This is a genomic window from Vibrio sp. B7, assembly GCF_963888765.1.
In the GTDB taxonomy this organism is placed as follows: Bacteria; Pseudomonadota; Gammaproteobacteria; order Enterobacterales; family Vibrionaceae; genus Vibrio; species Vibrio anguillarum.
In genome coordinates, this window is record NZ_CAWPKR010000011.1 from 1 (window position 1) to 20,122 (window position 20,122).

The 20,122-nt window shown below is 45.8% G+C and carries 18 protein-coding genes; 7 read left to right on the plus strand and 11 right to left on the minus strand.

All coding sequences use genetic code 11. The features are described from left to right. Positions 1 to 861, minus strand: an 861-nt coding sequence (locus AACV32_RS05080) for a retention module-containing protein (RefSeq protein WP_249339477.1), incomplete at its 3' end; no start/stop codon positions are given. Positions 862 to 1,293: 432 nt separating this feature from the next. Between AACV32_RS05080 and AACV32_RS05085 the strand changes: the two genes are divergently transcribed. The 3 genes from AACV32_RS05085 (at position 1,294) to AACV32_RS05095 (ending at position 3,688) form a co-directional block, all read left to right on the plus strand. Then, positions 1,294 to 2,604: a TolC family outer membrane protein gene (locus AACV32_RS05085; RefSeq protein ID WP_013856940.1), complete on the plus strand. Its 1,311-nt coding sequence runs from the start codon at positions 1,294 to 1,296 to the stop codon at positions 2,602 to 2,604. Continuing rightward, a complete protein-coding gene (locus AACV32_RS05090) occupies positions 2,585 to 3,220 on the plus strand; it encodes an OmpA family protein (RefSeq protein WP_017046139.1) in 636 nt (211 codons plus the stop codon). Before AACV32_RS05085 ends, AACV32_RS05090 begins: the two co-directional genes overlap by 20 nt. Before the next feature lie 117 nt (positions 3,221 to 3,337). Continuing rightward, positions 3,338 to 3,688, plus strand: coding sequence for a DUF2750 domain-containing protein (locus AACV32_RS05095; RefSeq protein ID WP_013856942.1), 351 nt, complete (start codon positions 3,338 to 3,340; stop codon positions 3,686 to 3,688). Positions 3,689 to 3,811: 123 nt separating this feature from the next. Here the strand turns inward: AACV32_RS05095 and queC are convergent, their stop codons facing one another. Further along, positions 3,812 to 4,507, minus strand: coding sequence for a 7-cyano-7-deazaguanine synthase QueC (gene queC, locus AACV32_RS05100; RefSeq protein ID WP_170894721.1), 696 nt, complete (start codon positions 4,505 to 4,507; stop codon positions 3,812 to 3,814). A 10-nt stretch (positions 4,508 to 4,517) separates the two neighbouring features. Further along, positions 4,518 to 5,186 (minus strand): 7-carboxy-7-deazaguanine synthase QueE, encoded by a 669-nt coding sequence (queE, locus tag AACV32_RS05105; protein ID WP_017046141.1) that lies wholly within the window; start codon positions 5,184 to 5,186, stop codon positions 4,518 to 4,520. 174 nt (positions 5,187 to 5,360) lie between these two features. Here queE and yidA point away from each other — a divergent pair, with 174 nt between their 5' ends. Then, the gene (gene yidA, locus AACV32_RS05110) at positions 5,361 to 6,179 is read left to right on the plus strand and encodes a sugar-phosphatase (protein ID WP_017046142.1); all 819 of its coding nucleotides are present in this window, start codon (positions 5,361 to 5,363) and stop codon (positions 6,177 to 6,179) included. Positions 6,180 to 6,237: 58 nt separating this feature from the next. On the opposite strand, the gene AACV32_RS05115 is transcribed toward yidA, so the two are convergent. The 8 genes from AACV32_RS05115 to AACV32_RS05150 all read right to left on the minus strand — a co-directional run bounded on the left by AACV32_RS05115 (position 6,238) and on the right by AACV32_RS05150 (position 17,093). Beyond that, complete coding sequence (locus tag AACV32_RS05115) at positions 6,238 to 7,662, minus strand: bifunctional NUDIX hydrolase/phosphatase PAP2 family protein (protein WP_170894722.1); 1,425 nt, start codon at positions 7,660 to 7,662, stop codon at positions 6,238 to 6,240. Positions 7,663 to 7,691: 29 nt separating this feature from the next. Further along, positions 7,692 to 8,174 carry a GNAT family N-acetyltransferase gene (locus AACV32_RS05120; protein WP_017046144.1) on the minus strand — a complete coding sequence of 161 codons (483 nt, stop codon included), beginning with the start codon at positions 8,172 to 8,174 and terminating at the stop codon, positions 7,692 to 7,694. A 226-nt stretch (positions 8,175 to 8,400) separates the two neighbouring features. Beyond that, complete coding sequence (locus tag AACV32_RS05125; RefSeq protein ID WP_017047669.1) at positions 8,401 to 10,278, minus strand: propionyl-CoA synthetase; 1,878 nt, start codon at positions 10,276 to 10,278, stop codon at positions 8,401 to 8,403. 27 nt (positions 10,279 to 10,305) lie between these two features. Next, complete coding sequence (gene prpF / locus AACV32_RS05130) at positions 10,306 to 11,496, minus strand: 2-methylaconitate cis-trans isomerase PrpF (RefSeq protein ID WP_017047670.1); 1,191 nt, start codon at positions 11,494 to 11,496, stop codon at positions 10,306 to 10,308. Beyond that, positions 11,493 to 14,099, minus strand: coding sequence for a Fe/S-dependent 2-methylisocitrate dehydratase AcnD (acnD, locus tag AACV32_RS05135; RefSeq protein ID WP_170894723.1), 2,607 nt, complete (start codon positions 14,097 to 14,099; stop codon positions 11,493 to 11,495). Before acnD ends, prpF begins: the two co-directional genes overlap by 4 nt. 119 nt (positions 14,100 to 14,218) lie before the next feature. Continuing rightward, a complete protein-coding gene (gene prpC, locus AACV32_RS05140; RefSeq protein ID WP_017046148.1) occupies positions 14,219 to 15,346 on the minus strand; it encodes a bifunctional 2-methylcitrate synthase/citrate synthase in 1,128 nt (375 codons plus the stop codon). Positions 15,347 to 15,372: 26 nt separating this feature from the next. Beyond that, the gene (gene prpB, locus AACV32_RS05145) at positions 15,373 to 16,269 is read right to left on the minus strand and encodes a methylisocitrate lyase (protein ID WP_017049822.1); all 897 of its coding nucleotides are present in this window, start codon (positions 16,267 to 16,269) and stop codon (positions 15,373 to 15,375) included. Positions 16,270 to 16,382: 113 nt separating this feature from the next. Further along, the gene (locus tag AACV32_RS05150; RefSeq protein WP_026028009.1) at positions 16,383 to 17,093 is read right to left on the minus strand and encodes a GntR family transcriptional regulator; all 711 of its coding nucleotides are present in this window, start codon (positions 17,091 to 17,093) and stop codon (positions 16,383 to 16,385) included. Positions 17,094 to 17,366: 273 nt separating this feature from the next. On the opposite strand from AACV32_RS05150, the gene AACV32_RS05155 reads away from it, so the two are divergent. The 3 genes from AACV32_RS05155 to AACV32_RS05165 all read left to right on the plus strand — a co-directional run bounded on the left by AACV32_RS05155 (position 17,367) and on the right by AACV32_RS05165 (position 20,119). Further along, positions 17,367 to 18,197 (plus strand): hypothetical protein, encoded by an 831-nt coding sequence (locus tag AACV32_RS05155; protein WP_017049823.1) that lies wholly within the window; start codon positions 17,367 to 17,369, stop codon positions 18,195 to 18,197. Between the two features lie 250 nt (positions 18,198 to 18,447). Next, entirely contained in the window at positions 18,448 to 19,419 is a 972-nt protein-coding gene (locus AACV32_RS05160) for a tripartite tricarboxylate transporter substrate binding protein (protein WP_017046151.1), read from the plus strand. A 202-nt stretch (positions 19,420 to 19,621) separates the two neighbouring features. Then, positions 19,622 to 20,119, plus strand: coding sequence for a tripartite tricarboxylate transporter TctB family protein (locus tag AACV32_RS05165; RefSeq protein ID WP_010318351.1), 498 nt, complete (start codon positions 19,622 to 19,624; stop codon positions 20,117 to 20,119). Positions 20,120 to 20,122: the final 3 nt, after the last annotated feature.

Here is a 20,122-nt window from a genome sequence, read left to right on the forward strand (position 1 = left end):
AGTCACGCCAGTCACACTCGCGTTGTCACCGAAGGTGTCATTATCCAGCACGTTGATGCTGCCCGCGGTGTCTTCATCGGTATTGAGGACGTCGTTCTTCGCGTCATCTACAGAGCCGACCGTCACATTCACGGTCGCCGTTTCAACATTGCCCGCCGCCGTCGTCACTGTGTAAGTGAAGCTGTCGCTGCCGTGGTAGTCCTCATTTGGTGTGTAGGTCACGGTGCCATCAGCATTGAAGGTCACGGTGCCGTTCGCACCTTGAGTCACGCCAGTCACACTCGCGTTGTCACCGAAGGTGTCATTATCCAGCACGTTGATGCTGCCCGCGGTGTCTTCATCGGTATTGAGGACGTCGTTCTTCGCGTCATCTACAGAGCCGACCGTCACAATTGACCCTAAAACACTTTGAGAATAGCCTTCTAATAGCGTTAAACTTTGTGTTTCAGAGAGGCCTAGCGCGGTGAGTGCTGACGTGGAGAATTCTGTTGCGGCTATGGTTTCCGAAGCGTCGCGAGCGATGCTGACTGAACCCGTCGGGCTTGAACCGTTCGATTCACCCGCTGCAGTTGCAAGATCTTCGCCTAGCTGTGTTGGGTCTTGGCCTTGCTCTAATGCTGCGAAAATTTCATTGATGTCATTAGTTATATCTACGTTGCGACCATCGGCGTTAACTCTTGATATTTGTACATCATTATTATTGCCTACATCGTTTGGGGTAGCGTTACTGGCACTGATGATTATTTCACCAGGCAAGATTTTTTCTCCTGGCTGAAGCACCCGTACATTGCCATTTGCATCCACAACGATCATCTGACCGAAAGTTAATGTTGTACCTAAAGAAAAAGAACCAAGTTCCATATAATGCCTCTAATAACTTCCGAATTCACAACGATGCGACTGTTTACATTCCTACATCTTTGCTACGTAATTTGTCATTTCTAATGGTAATAAATTAGCATTTAACACCTGTAATACAAAGGAAAAACCATTTTTACACCTTCTTATGTGACGTAGGTGGAGACTTAAGTCACACATTTATAGTTTGAATCAATATCACACTAAAGATGTACTTTATTATAAGAACAATCAACAATGTTTAATAAATGTTAATTGATGATTTGGTGTATGATTCTTTGCTAAAATCACGAATGTAATGAATATGTTGCTGTTTACTGATGAGAATTTAATGTTATTTTGTTGCGTTTTTCCATCAAGCGTCTCGATAATGCAACAGCTAATGCCGTACTATTGCGGCTTAAAAGAAGTAGAAGTCCCTAGAGGAGTGCCCAAGTGAATTGGATGAACATGAAAACGTTGAGCTACGCCATCGCACTCAGCTTCCCGATCTCTGTATATAGCCAGACTCTTGAGCAAGCGGTGTCAATAACGCTTGCAACCAATCCAAATATTAAAAGTGCATATAACGAATATGTGAGTAAGCGCTATAATAGCGAAGCCTCTTCTGGTGCTTACCTTCCAAGGATCGATCTCGATGCTGGTATTGGCTACGAAGCGGTTGATTTAGCCTCTGGTACTGAAAATGAACTTACTCGTAAAGAAGCCACCATTACCTTAACCCAACTAATTTGGGATGGTTCTTCGACTTTAAACGATATTGATCGTACTTCGGCTGATGCCGAATCGGTTCGTTTCCAACTCTTAGCTGACGCTCAAGATATCGCATTAGAGGTCACTAAGGTGTATCTCGATGCAACGAAAGCGTTTGAAATACTGACACTTTCTGAAAGCAACCTCTCAGTACATAAGAAAATATATCGTGATATACAAAAGCGTGTGGAATCAGGCATTGGTTCAACCGCTGATCTTTCTCAGGTTGAAGCTCGTTTAGCTAAAGCCCATGGCAATCTTTTAGCTGCACAGAATAATCTGTTTGATATACATACCCAGTTTAAACGGTTGGTAGGTCAACCTCCTCAAGATTTAATTTTCCCTAGAGCAGACCATTCTGCTTTGCCTTTTACCGTTGATGACGCTTTAGAAAAAGCCTACCAAGATCACCCGGTCATCAAAGTAGCGCAAGCCGATGTTGATTCCGCAAAGTTTCAATATAAACAAACTCAGGGAACAAATTACCCAACGTTATCTTTCGAAGCTGCACAAACATGGCGTGATGATGCCGGTGGGATAGAAGGTAGCAGCGATGAATTCTCGGCCATGATTAGGATGCGTTACAACCTGTACAATGGTGGTTCAGATTCTGCGCGCACCGACAGTGCAGCCTACCAAATGAACAAAGCGAAAGATTTAAGAGATCGGACTTATCGTAGTGTTGAAGAGGGGTTGCGTTTATCTTGGAGCGCTCTCGATTTGACATTACAACAGAAAGAATTTTTAGCCGATCATGTTGATTCTGCTTCAGATACGGTTATTGCTTATGAAAAACAATATAAGCTCGGCAAGCGAACACTATTGGATGTGTTGAATACTGAAAATGAGCTTTTCGAAGCAAGAAAAGGTTATCTCGATGCCAAATACGATGAACAGTATGCAAAATACCGTGTTATGAATGCAACTGGGTCATTGTTGAGTTCGTTGAGAGTGGATACACCCAAAGAGTGGCATGATGCGGTGGAGTACTAACATGTTGAAATACTTATGGCCAATGATAGCGAGCTTACTCTTTATCACCTCGACGGCTTCATCTGCTAGAGATGGTTATCCATATATTGATATGCCACTCGCTGATCAAATAGACGATTTACGTGACGATGATTTTGACGGCGTGATTAATGCCAGAGATTTGTGCCCCGAAACACCATTGAAGTCAGAGATCGATAATGATGGTTGTGGCACTTTCATTAAAACCGAAGAGCAACTCCAGCTTAGAATTCTGTTTGCGAATGATTCAGCAATAGTCAACCCTGTGTTTCTAAGTCAAATACGGTCAATGGCCAATTTTCTCAAGCAATACCCTTCAGCTTCGATTGAATTACAAGGTTATGCCAGTAAGGTTGGGAATCCAGGTTATAACTTAGAGTTATCGAAAAACCGAGCTTATAATGTCGAGAAGGCGCTTGTTAGTTACGGCATTAGCCATACTCGTGTCCGTATTGTTGGTTTTGGTGATACTGAACTGACAGAAAATGGTGATGATGATATTAGCCATGCGATGAATAGAAAAGTTGTCGCCACTGTCGTCGGCCACAAAGGTTCGGTGAAAGAAGAGTGGACCATTTTCACCAAACGCGAGCGTTGAAATCGATATTTATCGAGGATTGGGGCGTTTTCGCCCCTTTTTTCTGTCTAAAATTGTAATGAGTTTACTAGCACAAAATGCTATCCTTGCGCGTCATCACCTTATGAGATAAAGATAATGAGCAAATTAACTGCTGACCTTCAAGCAAACTTAGAATTGTTTATTGAACAAACAAAAGAGACCCAACTAGTATGGGGCTTAAAAAATGAAGATGGTTGGCTGGCATGCGACTCGACAGAATTTGAAAGTAGTGAAGTTATGCCCTTTTGGTCAACCAAAGAAGATGCACAAACTCACAACGTTGAAGAGTGGTCTGACTTCGAAGTGTTAGAAATCCCTCTCGATATTTTCGTAGAAGATTGGTTGATTACCCTTGATGAAGATGGTGTGTTAATTGGCACCAACTGGAATGCAAGCTTAGAAGGTAAAGAAGTAGAACCTGCAGATTTGGCCAAAATGTACCTTTAGTACCTTGAACTATTTAGTACCTTGAGCTAAATAATGGGTGTTCTATTTGCACGCTATTCCATTCGCAAACACTAGAACACCCGTTTAAATTTCACTTGATCTATACGTTGATTATTAGATACATCATAAAGTTACAGATTGCTTTTGGTGAAGCGCATTCATCACAAACGCTTTGTTTACTAAATAATCGTTTAAACCCGCTTTACGTAGCTCACATGATGGGCAATCGCCACAACCATCACCAATAATACCGTTATAACAAGTCAGTGTTTCGTGTCTTATGAGTTCGAGAGCATCATGTTGATCCGCCAATGCCCAAGTTTCTGCTTTGTTTAGCCACATTAAAGGAGTACGAATGTTGAATGGGCGATCCATCCCTTGCACCAAAGCACTGTTCATTGCTTTAACAAAATCATTTCGGCAATCCGGATAGCCAGAAAAATCGGTTTCACAAACACCGGTAATTACCTCATCTGCACCTATTTGATACGCGTAAATACCCGCAAGGGTCAAAAACAGAATGTTACGCCCCGGCACAAACGAGTTCGGTAACCCATTCTCTTGTAACTCGTGTGATACTGGAATATCGTCACGAGTAAGTGAACTGATCGCCAACTCATTGAGTAAGCTGACATCCATGACTTTATGTGCAGCTACACCTAACTTTTTCGCTAAGGTGCTGGCAACCTCAATCTCGAGTTTATGGCGTTGGCCATAATCAAAGGTGATGGCGTGCACTTCATCAAACTCTTTTAATGCCTGAACCAAACAGGTTGTTGAATCTTGGCCACCACTAAATACCACAACGGCTTTTTTCATTTTCCTCTCCTCAGGCAATACTTAAATATTTATGCGTTTGAATCGATAAACGCCAGTTCCTCGCAATACATGTTTCAATGCACAATTGGGTTGCCCGCTCTTTCTGACTAATAGGCTGTAAAGCAATCACTGTTGAATCAGGAACTTGCGCTCGCAGCAATAACGTATCTAGCTGTTCAATATCTTTAGCCGTTGCGACGGGGTGCTTGATCTCATTTGCTCTTAACAGAGCTGAATCGAGTACAGGCAGTTTGCCCTTCATTGCAACTTTTGGTGACACTGTCACCCATGTGTTTGCCGAGGTTTGAACCGGGAATGTGCCGCTGGTTTCAATTTGAATGTGACATCCGATTGCCTCAAATGCTTGCGCAAGTGGACGCAGATCATAAATACACGGTTCACCGCCCGTAATTACAATATGTTTAGCATGATAACCCTGTGTTTTATAGAGCGACACCATCTCTTCTGCACTGACTGAGCACCAAGTTGGGCTATCTTGGGTTTTGGCTAGCACATCATTGATTGGGCGTTCATCTTGCGGCGTTGCATCCCACGTCTGCTTTGTATCGCACCAAGCGCATCCCACTGGGCATTCTTGCAAACGAATAAAAACCGCAGGAACGCCGGTATGCACGCCTTCACCTTGAATGGTCTCAAACATTTCATTAATTTTGTACAACGTAAACTCAGCCTAACTCAATATCAAAAAATGCAGGTCGCTGACCTTAATAGATGCCTTGCCTTAGGTCAAACTAAACCCATCACGTGCGTAAAAATTTGACTAAATCAGTGGCGATCACATCTCAACTTGCATAAGCTGCTGGCTTTCTTCTTCACTTAATTTAGGTAAGTCATGTATAAACTCATCGCTTTAGATATGGACGGTACTCTTCTCAATAGCCAAAAACAGATCACAGCCAGAACAAAACAGGCTATAGCCAAAGCTCGTGAAAAAGGCGTAAAAGTGGTGCTGGCGTCTGGACGTCCCATTGATGGCATGCGCGATAAGTTGCAAGAACTGCATTTAAACTCAAATGAGGATTTTGTCCTTTACTACAATGGCTCAATGGTTCAAAACATTGGCAGTGGTGAAATTATTCATCACAAAATTATCGATGGCCGCTCTGCAAAATTAGTCGCTAACCTTGCTAACCAACTTAACGTGAATACGCACGCCTTTAGCCAAGTTCATGGTCTGATCACGCCTAAAATCAGTGAATATACCGAGCTTGAAGCAAGAATCAACGGACTGCCGATCACGGAAATGGATTTTGAACAGCTTGAAGATGATCATCCCATCATCAAAGCAATGATTGTGGCAGAGCCGAGCTTGCTACAAAAAGCCATTGAACAACTTCCTCCGGAACTCTATCAACAGTTTACCATTGTACAAAGTGCACCATTCTTTCTTGAATTCTTAAACACACAGAGTAATAAAGGCGTCGGTGTCAAAGCGATTGCCGAGCACTTGGGGATCGAGGCTAAACACATTATTTGTATGGGAGATGCTGAAAATGATCATCACATGCTGCAATACGCAGGACTTGGAATTGCAATGGCAAATGCGATGGAACAAACGAAGCAGCTAGCCGACTATATTACACTCAGTAACGACGACGATGGTGTGGCAGTTGCTATAGAAAAATTTGTACTCGGTGAGTCTCACGAATAGGCATTAAAGACGCCTCAGTCGAGGCGTCTTTAATCGGGATGTTGACTAAACAACCAGGTTAAGCACAGCATTTTCTCATGAACCATGCAAAGATGAGCATGAGTAATGGCAAGCGGAGCGTCTCAACCATTAAAGAGAAAATACTGCTGTATGAAACGAGCGTGGCACCAAATAACACCACTTGATTGAGTGCTAATAACAAAATGATCATCAGCCACATTCGTTGAAGAGTGATGTGTAGTGGTTCAGTGCCCTTTGTCATAACTAAAGCCGATGCCGTCAGCAAAATGGCTAACCAAGCGGTGAAACTAGGCAAGGGCCAGATCATAACCAGCAGTGCAACCGTGATCGTTAAACCCCACCATACCCCACGCGAACCCAGCAGTATTCTGACGTCGGTATAAGATTGTTCATCTAAACGAACAATATGCCACGCGACCAGAGCGCCCAACAATCCACCTATCACCATATCGCTGATGAAGGCTTCCCCAATATAGAATTTGGCTAACATTAATAGCCCCATCAACACGATAAAACCCACAAACATTCGGTTGAAATCGAGATGATCAAAAGCTCGCAATAGTGATATCCCTACACCAAACCAAACTGCAATCGGTAAACTTGGAAAACCGTACCCGTAACTTTGGCAAAGTTCCAACAATGGTATATAAGCATGAGGTCTTGGTAATGCAAATCCTTGCTGAGCCACCAATGACAATAATGAACTCACGGTAACCACAAAAAATATCTTATAAACAGACTCTTTACCCAGATAACAGGCAATCACTGGAAATAAAACTATCAGCAATAAAGGATCCGTCAATTTGGTGATCCATACTGCGATTTGATAAATCGACGAACTCAGCGTATACGGCCATTCCGCAACCGTATTCTGCAATTTCATCATCCAGCCTAATTCGATTTGGTGAAACCGAGGCGCAGCAGAAACCAGATTCTCTACATAAATCACGGGTTGACTATCCGCTTCTTGATACATGGTTTTGATCCGATCCCATTGCTCAGGGTAACGATACTGACTTGCATCAATACGATACGGATCGATCAGCATTGCGCTAGCAACCTCGACACCATAATGAGGAGCAAACCAAATAGGCAACTCATGTCCATTACGGCTATTTTTTGACTCAAAAGCAATCACATCGGAATCACTGCGACAGCTGTAAACGACAGCCGTATCCGTATACCCCAACGTGCGCCCTACCGTTACAACAAGGCCCGTTTCTTCCCATGTTTCTCTTTGCGCGGCCAATTCTGGAGATTCACCGGGAGATATCGTCCCTCCTGGCAATGAAATCTGCTTGGTGATCACCTCGTTAACGAGCACGATCTTATGATCGGCTTTAACTAGGCATAGGGCACCACGAATATTATCTGGTAGCGTTACGGGTTGTTGAGCGACACCAACACTTGACCAGAACAACGACAGCAAACAGACACTCAACAATGAAAACTGTTTTAACACATTAAAAATCCATGATTATTATTATCGAATTACTTGCTATCGATTGACTTTCTTAACCAATGTATATGCGATGAAAAACCAGAACGTTGATAAAAAGATTGCGCTCCTTGGTTAAAATCCCACACTTCGACAAATACTTGGGTAATACCGTACTCTTTTAATGTCTGCTCCATTTTTTGAAACAACTGCTGTGCGATATGCTGCTGACGATATTGTGGCTCAACGTAAAGCTCATCAATACTGCCCATTGGTACCGCTTTGCTCACGCTTGAAATTAACTCGCAAAAGTGACCCGATATAAATCCCACAATTTGACTGTCTATTTTGGCAACGTAAACCAAACATTCCGGATCATCTAAATAACGAGCAATACTTTTTTCTTGTTCAATCTCTTCTGCTGTTTTGAAATGCTCAGGGCAAGCAAGGTGATGCTCATGATGAAGGTCATACATCAACTGATTCAGTTGCGGTAAATCACGATCACAAGCAGGAGTTATGATAACTAACGACATATTTCGCGCTCTGAATGAATAAAGCTTTGGCCGTGATTCTATAAGATAGTGATTAAAAAATATATCTTCATGCGTAGTGTTTTTGGTCGATTGAGCGCTAATCTCGTCTTAGAACTAAGACAGATGAACTAAGAGAAACAAATAAAATGCGGATTGCAAATTGGCAATAAAAACGCCTCATTCATCTGAGGCGCCTCGATTAATCGTCAACTATATAGGGTAGCCGCTAGTGATGGAGCGCTTTTTCTAACTCACTCAAGCTCATTGGGTCATCAATTGTTGAAGGGACAGCATACTCTTCGCCATCGGCAATTTGTCGAATGACTCGGCGCAGAATTTTACCAGAGCGCGTTTTGGGTAAACGATCAACAATTAACGCATGCTTAAAGCACGCTACCGCACCAATTTCACTACGCACTTTGTTAACAAGTTCTTGTTCCAACTCGCGCTCATCCACCTTAACGCCATCTTTAAGCACCACCAACCCTAGCGGCAACTGCCCTTTCAGCTCGTCATACACTCCAACTACAGCACATTCGGCAACCGCAGGATGAGCACCGACGATTTCTTCCATCTCCCCCGTAGATAAACGATGGCCTGCAACGTTTATCACATCATCAATTCGCCCCATGATGAAGAGATAACCTTCTCCATCCAAATAGCCACCATCACCAGAAACATAGTAACCGTCAAATTGAGCAAGGTAACTGGACTCAAATCGTTCGTGATCACGCCATACCGTCGCTAAACAACTTGGTGGTAAGGGGCGTTTCAACGCCACAAACCCTTGTTGATTGGCAGGCATCACTTCACCTAGCTCATTGAGAATCTCAACCTGATAGCCAGGAATCGGTTTCGTTGCTGACCCCGCTTTAATTGGCATAGACTCAAGCCCTATCGGATTACCAGCAATCGCCCAACCAGTTTCGGTTTGCCACCAATGGTCAACTACTGGCTTTTGAGTGTGCTGTTCTACCCATTCAAGTGTCGGCGGGTCAAGACGCTCTCCGGCCATAAAAATAGTGGTTAAAGTGGATAAATCATAATGTTTGAGTAGATCGCCATTGGGATCTTCTTTTTTGATGGCGCGAAAGGCGGTAGGCGCAGAAAAAAGTACGTCCACCTTATACTCTTGGCACACTCGCCAAAATGCAGCCGGATCGGGTGTGCGTACCGGTTTACCTTCATACAAAATAGTGGTGCAACCGTGAAGCAACGGCGCATAAACAATGTAAGAGTGACCGACTACCCACCCCACGTCCGACGCAGCCCAAAAAACACCTTGTTGAGGCATATTGTAGATGGTTGACATGGAGTACTTCATCGCGACTGCATGACCACCGTTGTCGCGCACCACCCCTTTGGGTTTGCCTGTCGTACCTGATGTGTAAAGAATATAAAGCGGATCGGTCGCCAAAACCGGCACACAATCATGTGGCGTCGCTTCTTTAACGGCTCGATTCCACTCTAGATCTCGCTCATTATTTAAGTCAGCCACATGCTCCGAGCGTTGTAACACCACCACTTTTTCCGGCTTCCATTTGCTGTCTAAAATGGCACGGTCAACTAAGGGTTTGTAGGGTAAAATCTTATTGATTTCGATACCGCAAGATGCCGTCATGATCACCTTCGGTTCAGCATCTTCAATACGTACCGCTAATTCATTGGGTGCAAAACCGCCAAAAACGACAGAGTGAATCGCGCCAAGCCGTGCACAAGCGAGCATCGCCATCACTGCTTCCGGGATCATTGGCATATAAATGATCACCCGATCGCCTTTAGCAACACCTTGCATTGCCAACATTCCCGCCACTTTCGCTACCTGATCTCGTAATTGCGTATAGCTGTATTGACGCTTTCTTCCGGTTACTGGGGAATCATAAATCAGCGCGGTTTGCTCACCTCGCCCCTGTTCACAATGGAAATCTAGCGCCAACCAACAGGTATTGAGCACACCATCGGTAAACCAGCGTTCAATGCCATGCTCATCTTTTTGTAAGATAGTTTGGGGAAACTCAAACCACTCAATCTGCCGAGCTTGAGCCTGCCAAAATGATTCAGGTTCAGATTGAGCCCATTGATATTCCTTTAAATATGCCGACATAACATTTCCCTTAACATGATTTGAGGCTTAACGATGGACTCGCACCCAACCTTCCATTAACACCCGCGCGCTGCGGCTCATACTGGCTTTCTCTATTCCCCAATGACCCTCTCGTAAAACGGCTTTAGCGCCCACTTTCAGCGTACCGGATGGATGACCAAAAGTGACCGATTCTTTTGCTCCACCGCCCGCCAACATATTCACTAACGTCCCAGGGACACTGGTCGCTGAAGCGATGGCCACGGCGGCCGTTCCCATCATCGCATGATGCAGTTTTCCCATAGACAGCGCGCGCACCACAATATCGACATCGTTCGCCGATACTGCTTTACCACTGGATGACAAATAGGATTGCGCTTTTGCCACAAACGCTACTTTAGGCGTATGTTGGCGCAGTTGGGCTTGTTCAATATGCTCAATCAAACCCATTTTCACAGCGCCATAAGCGCGAATCGCTTCAAACATCGCCAAGGCATGATCATCATTGTTGATCGCCTCTTGCAGCTCAGTACCTTGATAACCGATGTCGTGTGCATCGATAAAAATCGTCGGAATGCCCGCATTAATGAGCGTTGCATTCAAGGTTCCCATGCCGGGGATTTGCAGTTGGTCGAGCACATTTCCGGTTGGGAACATCACACCGCTATCATCGGCAGGATCGAGAAAATCAACCGCAATTTCGGCGGCGGGAAAAGTCACCCCATCAAGTTCGAAATCACCACACTCTTGCACTTCACCCTGTTCAATTGGCACATGAATAAGAATGGTTTTGCCAATGTTGGCTTGCCAAACGCGAACCGTCACTACACCGTTATTAGGGATCCGTTCTGGGTCGATAAAACCGCTGTGAATCGCAAATGGCCCTACTGCCGCAGAAAGGTTACCGCAGTTGCCGCTCCAATCTACGAACGCTTTGTCTATCGAAACTTGGCCGAATAGATAATCGACATCGTGATCGGCTTGCTCACTTTTGGAGAGAATCACTGCTTTGCTGGTGCTAGAACTTGCGCCGCCCATGCCATCAATTTGTTTGCCATAAGGATCGGGGCTACCAATGACACGCAACAGCAGTTGATCTCGCGCCTCTCCCGCTTGCTGAGCCTCTTTGGGTAAATCTTCAAGCCGAAAAAACACGCCCTTACTGGTGCCGCCGCGCATATACATCGCCGGAATTTTTAATGAGTTACTCACGTGATACTCCTTTATCCTTAGCGTCATTGAGCCAGAAAATCTTGCGCAAAACGCTGCAATACGCCACCAGCCTGATACACACTGACTTCATCAGCCGTGTCTAAACGACAAGTCACCGTAACCTTCTGCTGTTCGCCCTTATTTGCGCCTTGCGTACGAGTGATCACCAAGGTTAAGTCGATGCCCGGCTTAATATCTCCCACCACATCATAAAGCTCAGTACCATCGAGTTTAAGTGTGTGGCGGTCCGTTCCCGTTTTAAATTGCAGTGGCAGAACACCCATCCCGACTAAATTCGTGCGATGGATCCGTTCAAACCCCTCGGCAACAATGGCTTCAACTCCCGCCAAACGTACACCTTTCGCCGCCCAATCACGTGACGAACCTTGCCCATAATCGGCCCCAGCAATAATGATCAATGGCTGCTTACGATCTATATAAGTCTCTATCACTTCCCACATGCGGGTAACCAAGCCTTCAGGTTCAATACGCGCCAACGAGCCTTGCTTTACTTTGCCCTCCTCTTGCACCATCTCATTGAACAGTTTGGGGTTAGCAAAAGTGGCGCGTTGCGCGGTCAGATGGTCACCACGATGCGTGGCATAGGAGTTAAAATCTTGCTCCGGAACGCCCATTTTGAGCAAATATTCCCCAGCGGCACTGGTCGCTAAAATTGCGTTCGATGGCGATAAATGATCCGTAGTGATGTTGTCACCTAAAATCGCCAAAGGTCGCATGGCTGACAGCCGACGTTCACCCGCTAACGCACCTTCCCAATAAGGCGGACGACGGATATAAGTGCTCATGGGGCGCCAATCATAAAGTGGCTTTTGTTTGACCATGTGCTCATCTAATTTAAACATCTGAATGTAGATTTGTTTGAACTGTTCGGGCTTAACATGACGCGCCACCACATCATCGATCTCTTCATCGGTTGGCCATAAGTCATTGAGGTAAATCGGCTTGCCTTGCGCATCTATTCCCAACGCGTCTTTTTCAATATCAAAACGAATCGTACCCGCAAGTGCATACGCCACCACCAATGGCGGAGAGGCAAGAAAAGCCTGTTTCGCATAGGGATGAATGCGGCCATCAAAGTTTCGGTTACCTGATAGCACAGCCGTCGTATAGAGATCGCATTCAATGATTTGCTGCTCAATCATAGAATCAAGCGCGCCACTCATACCATTACAGGTAGTGCATGCATAAGCGACGATGCCAAAACCGAGCTGTTCTAACTCAGGCAGCAGGCCGGCTTCCTCTAAATAAAGTTTGGCTACTTTTGAGCCCGGTGCAAAAGAGGTTTTGACCCAAGGTTTGCGAACCAAACCCAATTGATTAGCCTTTTTCGCCAGCAACGCGGCGGCCACGACATTGCGCGGATTACTGGTATTGGTGCACGAAGTAATGGCGGCGATGATCACTGCGCCATCAGGTAATTCGCCTTCTTTGGTTTGCCACGCCCCCGCAATACCGCGCTCGGTCAGTTCGCTTGTCGGCAAACGGCGATGAGGATTCGAAGGCCCGGCTAAATTACGCTGTACACTTGAGAGATCAAACTCCAGCACCCGTTCGTATTGCGCTTCAATCAAATCATCGGCCCATAAGCCAGTTTGCTTAGCGTACTGTTCAACCAAGGCTACTTGCTGTGTGTCTCGACCCGTGAGTTTGAGGTAGTTGATGGTTTGCTCATCAATATAGAACATGCCTGCGGTTGCACCATATTCAGGTGTCATATTGGAAAGCGTTGCGCGATCGCCAATCGTCAATGCGCGAGCGCCTTCTCCGAAAAACTCTAGATAACAAGACACCACGCGCTGATTTCGCAAGAACTCCGTAATGGCAAGCACAATGTCGGTCGCGGTGATCCCCGCTTGGCGTTGACCGGTTAGTTTAACGCCGACAATATCGGGCAGACGCATCATCGAAGGGCGACCTAACATCACCGTTTCGGCTTCTAACCCACCGACACCAATCGCCAGCACGCCTAATGAATCGACATGAGGAGTATGGCTGTCAGTACCGACACAAGTATCTGGAAATGCTAAACCGTTTTTCACTTGGATGACGGGCGACATTTTTTCTAAGTTAATCTGGTGCATGATGCCATTGCCTGCCGGAATAACGCTGACATTTTCAAAGGCGGTTTTGCACCATTCGATGAAGTGAAAGCGATCTTCATTGCGGCGATCTTCAATCGCACGGTTTTTTTCAAACGCGTCAGCTTCGAAGCCGGCATGTTCAACCGCAAGTGAATGATCGACAATCAGTTGCGTTTCCACCACAGGGTTTACTTTGGATGGGTCACCACCTTGCTGAGCGATCGCGTCTCTTAACCCCGCCAAGTCCACTAAAGCGGTTTGCCCTAAAATGTCGTGGCACACCACACGCGCCGGATACCACGGGAAGTCGAGATCGCGCTTACGCTCAATCAGCTGTTTCAGCGAATCAACCAATGTGTGCGGCTCACAGCGGCGGACTAAGTTTTCCGCCAGTATTCGTGAGGTATAAGGCAGCCGATCATACGCTCCGGCTTGGATATCATTGACCGCTTCTCGTGCATCAAAATACTCCAGCGCGGTCACTGGTAATACTTTTTTGTATTGGCTGTTGATCGTTTGATGACTCATCAATTCCACCCATAAAACTGTCTATTCGAAACATTGTCTATTCAAAACATCGTCTAGCGAGCTAGGTTTTACCTACCATCAAACCATACACCAAAGGAGCATGGCTTGATTTCATCCCATTAACGCTGCTCTATTGGTATCCACTCTTGATGTTCAGGGCCGTCATAATCGGCACTTGGGCGAATAATTCGGTTATTAGCGCGCTGCTCAAACACATGAGCGGCCCAGCCGGTTAATCGACTCATCACAAAAATAGGGGTAAATAATGGCGTAGGAATACCCATAAAATGGTAGGCCGAAGCGTGGAAGAAATCCGCATTACAAAATAGGCCTTTCTCACGTTTCATCACTGCTTCAACACGTTCTGATACCGCGTACAAATGCGTGTCGCCCGACGCTTCAGATAACGCTTTTGACCAACGTTTGATCAATGCGTTACGCGGGTCACTTTCACGATAAATGGCATGACCAAAGCCCATAATTTTGTCTTTATTAGTCAACATTTGCAGAATATTGGCCTCAGCTTCGTCCGGTGTTTGCCAGCGTTCAATCATCGCCATCGCCGCTTCATTGGCTCCACCATGCAACGGGCCGCGCAGTGTGCCAATCGCCCCAGTTACGCAAGAGTGAATATCTGACAGCGTAGATGCACAGACGCGCGCGGCAAACGTTGATGCATTAAACTCGTGCTCTGCGTACAGAATCAATGAGCAATGCATCACCTGCTTGTGCAGCTCGCTCGGTGCTTTTCCTGTCAGCATTTTTAAGAAGTAGCCACCAATGCATGCTTCGCTTTGATCTTCAGTCTCAATCCGGATGCCTTGGTGGCTGAAACGATACCAATAACAGATAATAGCGGGGAAAAGTGCCAACATCCGTTCGGTCGCACTCAACTGCTCAGCAAAACTGTGCTCAGTTTCAAGGTTGCCTAAAACTGAACAGCCAGTGCGCATTACGTCCATTGGATGTGTACTGGCTGGCAGCAGCTCTAGCGCGGCTTTTAACGGCTGCGGTAAACCTCGTAATCCCATTAAGCGGGTTTTGTACTGGTCAAGTTCACTTTGATTAGGTAAATGGCCAATCAATAACAGATGAGCGACCTCTTCAAACTGTGCATGGTTGGCAAGATCGGTGATGTCATAACCTCGATAAGTTAGACCCGTCCCAGTTTTTCCGACAGTACATAAAGCGGTGACTCCCGCGCTTTGACCGCGCAGACCTGCGCCGCCCAGTGGTGCGTTTGACATGTTGAACTCCTTTTCCTTTGTTTTTATTATTCCTTTGATGAAAAAAGCTCGTCGAGCTTATCTTCGTAATCGTGGTAATTGAGATAGTCATACAGCTCGCTACGGGTTTGCATGCTATCGAGCAAAGCTTGTTGGTTGCCCTGCTCTAATAAATGGCGATAGACATTCTCAGCCGCTTTATTCATCGCACGAAACGCACTCAATGGGTAAAGCACCATATCCACTTTCACTTGAGCAAGTTCTGCACATGGGTAGAGCGGCGTCTGACCAAACTCAGTAATGTTGGCTAAAATCGGCACTGACTTACCACAAGCTGCGCTTAACGCGGTGGAGAAACGATCGTACTGCTCAAGAGTGGTCATCGCTTCGGGGAAAATCATATCGGCTCCGGCCTGCACGCAAGCAATGGCACGTTCAATGGCGCTATCAATACCTTCCACCGCTAACGCATCGGTACGCGCCATGATCACAAACTCTGGGTTCACTCGTGCATCTACCGCGACTTTTACGCGATCAACCATCTCTTGCTGGCTGACGATCGCTTTATTAGGGCGGTGCCCGCAGCGTTTCTGCGCAACTTGATCTTCCATATGCACGGCAGCAGCGCCCGCTTTTTCCATCGCTTTGATAGTGCGAGCAATGCTAAATGCGCCGCCAAAACCGGTATCAATATCCACCAACAAAGGCAAATCACACGCATTGGTGATGCGCTCAACATCCACCAGCACGTCATTTAATGTGGTGATACCTAAATCGGGCAAACCATACGAAGCGTTAGCGATGCCACCACCCGACAGATAAATGGCTTGGTGGCCTAAACGTTTGGCCATCATTGCGCAATAGGGATTGATCGTGCCGACAATCTGCAGTGGATCATTTTGTTGAACAGCGAGTCTAAATTTCGCCCCCTGACTTAAGCTCATGAGATTCTCCTAATCAGTCGCTTGGTTATCGCCCTTATTCAAGGCCGCTCTATGCGTGGTTCTTGGTTTGCTTCATTGCAGGCATGATTATTTTCTACCCACCGCCCTGTGGCTTACTCTTTTACTATCTGCTGTTCAATCAAGATTCGACTGCCCGAAATATGGCGTCGCATCAACATCTCAGCCAGTTCTTCATCGCCGTTTTTGATCGCTTGTAGAATGTATTTGTGCTCATCCAACGCCTCCTTCGGACGTGAATGTGAGCGTGGCGATTGATAACGATACATGCGCAGTAAGTGATAGAGCTCATCACACAATAAAGTCACTAATTTATGATTACGGCTGGCTTTGATGATGCGGTAATGAAAGTCAAAATCACCGTGTTGATGAAAGTAGGAAGCCCCTTCAACTTGCTCAATATGATTCGAATGTGTCGACAATAATGCCTCTAGCCCTTGTAATTCAGAGGGCGAAATGTTGCGCGCCGCTAACCTTGCCGCCATACCCTCTAACGCTTCGCGTACTGCATAAAGCTCTACCAACTTACCGGGTGACAACTCAATGACTCGCGCGCCCACATGTGAAACACGTTCGATCAACCCCAAGCCTTCCACACGCATTATCGCTTCACGCAGTGGCCCACGGCTGACTTGAAAACGTTTGGCGAGTTCGGGTTCTGAAATCTTGCTGCCCGGTGCTATACGCCCTTCAACAATCGCCTCAATCAGATACTCCGTAAGGTTTTCCGATTTGGTGTTCTCTTTTTCTCGTTCAACAGCGTGTGATTTTGTATCAGTACTGTTTAGTGTTAGTGCACTATTCATCTTGTTATCGCTCACAGGTTGGATTCATGCTGAGACGCAAAGCACTCACACATTTACATGTGTTAACAATCATTAAAACTTATTGTTAAAATAGACCATAAAACCATCGATAATCAATAAAATTGTCGACACATTAGACTAATGTATAAGAAACTTAATGATTAAATTTGAACCAGAAGAAGAGAAAACTCTGTGAGCTTGAAAAGAGAAAAGTGTCGATTTCGCAGATAGAATAAGCAGTGCAACCCATTACCGATGACACGGCCGTCACTTATGAATATTTGCAAAAGAATCACGCACTCTCCTTTTGGTTACGCTCTCGCCTGCTCGTTGCTCTTATCTGGATGCATTGCTTACAACAGTAAACCGAAAAATCCGCGCAGCTACCCACTACTGAGTGAGGCGATCTATTCTGAAAATGATCTTTCATTGGCAGACAACCCAAATATTATTCGCACGGCAATAGAGCAGAATCAATCGGTTACGATCAATGATCTCAACGCGCTAACAAACCAGTTACCTATTGTTTTTCCTGAATTAAATTTACACCTTGAGCAAGAGCACTCATTTGATGCTCGCTTATTTCAAAGCGCAGTACAGCAACTTGTTGCTCAATTTGCTTGTGAATTGTACAGCAGCCAGCAAATGTCCGATTCGGTTCAAATGTGTGCAAACGATGGCCGTGTAACACCGAACAACTTAGGTTATTTGCCTTTCCAGCAAGGCAAGTATTCGGGTGAGCGCTTAACGGTTCATCGATATTCTCAACCGCAAGGTTCTCAATCGCAAAGTGTAGCGGTTGATCTCTATCTTAAAAGCACATCGGAGCGACCACTGAGTTCAATATGGGGCTCGACGCATACTTTAGGGCGGTTCCATGGATCGCACTTTTCATCGGACAGTGTGGTACTCACCGTCTACTTCGAAGGGCATGTGTTAGATGAGCGTCATCAATGGCAAGCCCAATATCCCGAACCTTTGATCTTTTTCTTACTGCTGCCCAGTATCACGACCTTACTTCAACAAGGTAATGACGCCTCAGCTGCGCAATTTGCAATGAATAACACCCGATTACTGCTAGTAGATAGTGAGACAAGACGCTAACGAAGACTCGTCACACAACGCAGCAAAATAACGCTGTGAACTTTATGAACAAAAACGTTTTTATGCCCTATATTGTTTTTATCTACGCATTAGAGACAAACCTGTAACAGGTTATTAACTTAACGTATCTGCATTAGATCATTGATGCAGTCATGATAACAACGATAAGCACCCTATCTCCGCCTGTAGCATTCAATCACAAACGCTCCAAGGTAAAGATGAAGATGCGCCCTACATAAGGAACGTGAATATGTTTAAGCAGTTCAAACCAACCCTCACTGCATCCATACTGGCTGCAACCTTTTCTGTTAGCAGCTTCGCCGCTGATATTGAGAAACTTCACATTTTAGTACCCGGTGGCGCGGGTGGTGGTTGGGACATGACGGCTCGTGGTACAGGTGATGTACTGATGAAAACCGACATTGTCGGCAATGTGTCTTACCAAAACTTATCCGGTGGCGGTGGTGGTAAAGCGATTGCACACCTAATTGAAACCGCAGACCGCCAAGAAGATACCTTGATGGTCAACTCTACACCGATTGTTGTTCGTTCTTTATCCGGTGTTTTTCCACAATCCTTCCGCGATTTAACACCGATTGCCGCCACCGTTTCTGATTATGGCGCTATCGTTGCTGCGGGCGATTCAAAATACAAAACGTGGGAAGATGCGGTTGCCGATTTCAAAGACAACCCGCGTAAAGTCAAAGTCGCTGGCGGTTCTGCTCGTGGCAGTATGGATCACTTAGTCGCCGCAGCCGCTTTCAAAGGGCAAGGGTTGGATCCAAAAGAAGTTCGCTACATCGCCTATGACGCGGGTGGCAAAGCCATGGCGGCACTGCTTTCTGGTGAAACACAACTGCTTTCAACAGGCTTAGGTGAAGTGCTTGAAATGTCCAAGTCTGGCCAAGTGAAAATTTTGGCGATCACCGCCCCTAAACGTTTGGAATCTGCCCCGAATATTCCAACATTAACTGACTATGGCAACCCAACCGTCTTTGCTAACTGGCGCGGCTTCTTCGCAGCCCCAGGGATCAGCCAAGAGAAGATTGATCAGTGGAACGCAGCATTAGCGAAAATGTACACCACCGATGAATGGAAAGTGGTACGCGACCGTAATGGTTGGATCGATAACTATCAAGCGGATAAAGAGTTTTACGCCTTCTTAGAAGCCCAAGAAAAAGAGATGGGTGATCTGATGCGTGAGCTCGGTTTCCTGAAGTAAGGTCGCTAAGGGGACAGTTCCTTGCCTTGTCCCCGCTAGCAACACTTTTGCCGTGCGCAGTTATGCTCAATACTCCTTTGTTTATCAGGCAAATATGGATAGGAAAACCTCCATACACCTATCCCTTTGCCCTTAGTTAATCAATTCATTAACTCGCTGCTACACGGCTCTTTTCTCCCCTATTTTTACCATGGAGTTGGATATGTCGGATCTGCCAACCAAATTTTTCAGCAAAGAATATTTACTGTGCCGCGATCGCGTTGGCGCGTTGATCTTCCTTGTTCTTAGCCTTTGCTACGGCTATCAAACGACTCAAATACCGATGTTTCCCGGTGATGAATATGAACCGTTTAACGCCCAAACCTTGCCGACTCTGCTGACTTACGCTGGAATTGGCCTCTCTTTGTTAATGCTGGTGTTAGGGCAGCCCGATAAACAAAGCGGCGCGGTATTGCACTTCAACTGGAAATTGTTGATTGGTTTTTTAGTGTTGATGGCGCTGTACGGACTTGGTCTAACCTATTTAGGCTTCGTACTGGCCACCAGTTTCTTTCTACTCGCTGGCTTTTATATTTTGGGTGAAAGACGCAAATCAGTGTTATTTGGTGCTTCTTTTCCCTTTGTCATCGCGTTTTATCTGCTGCTTACTCAAGGTTTGGACATCTACCTTGAGCCCGGCGTTATTTTCACACTCTGGTAGGAA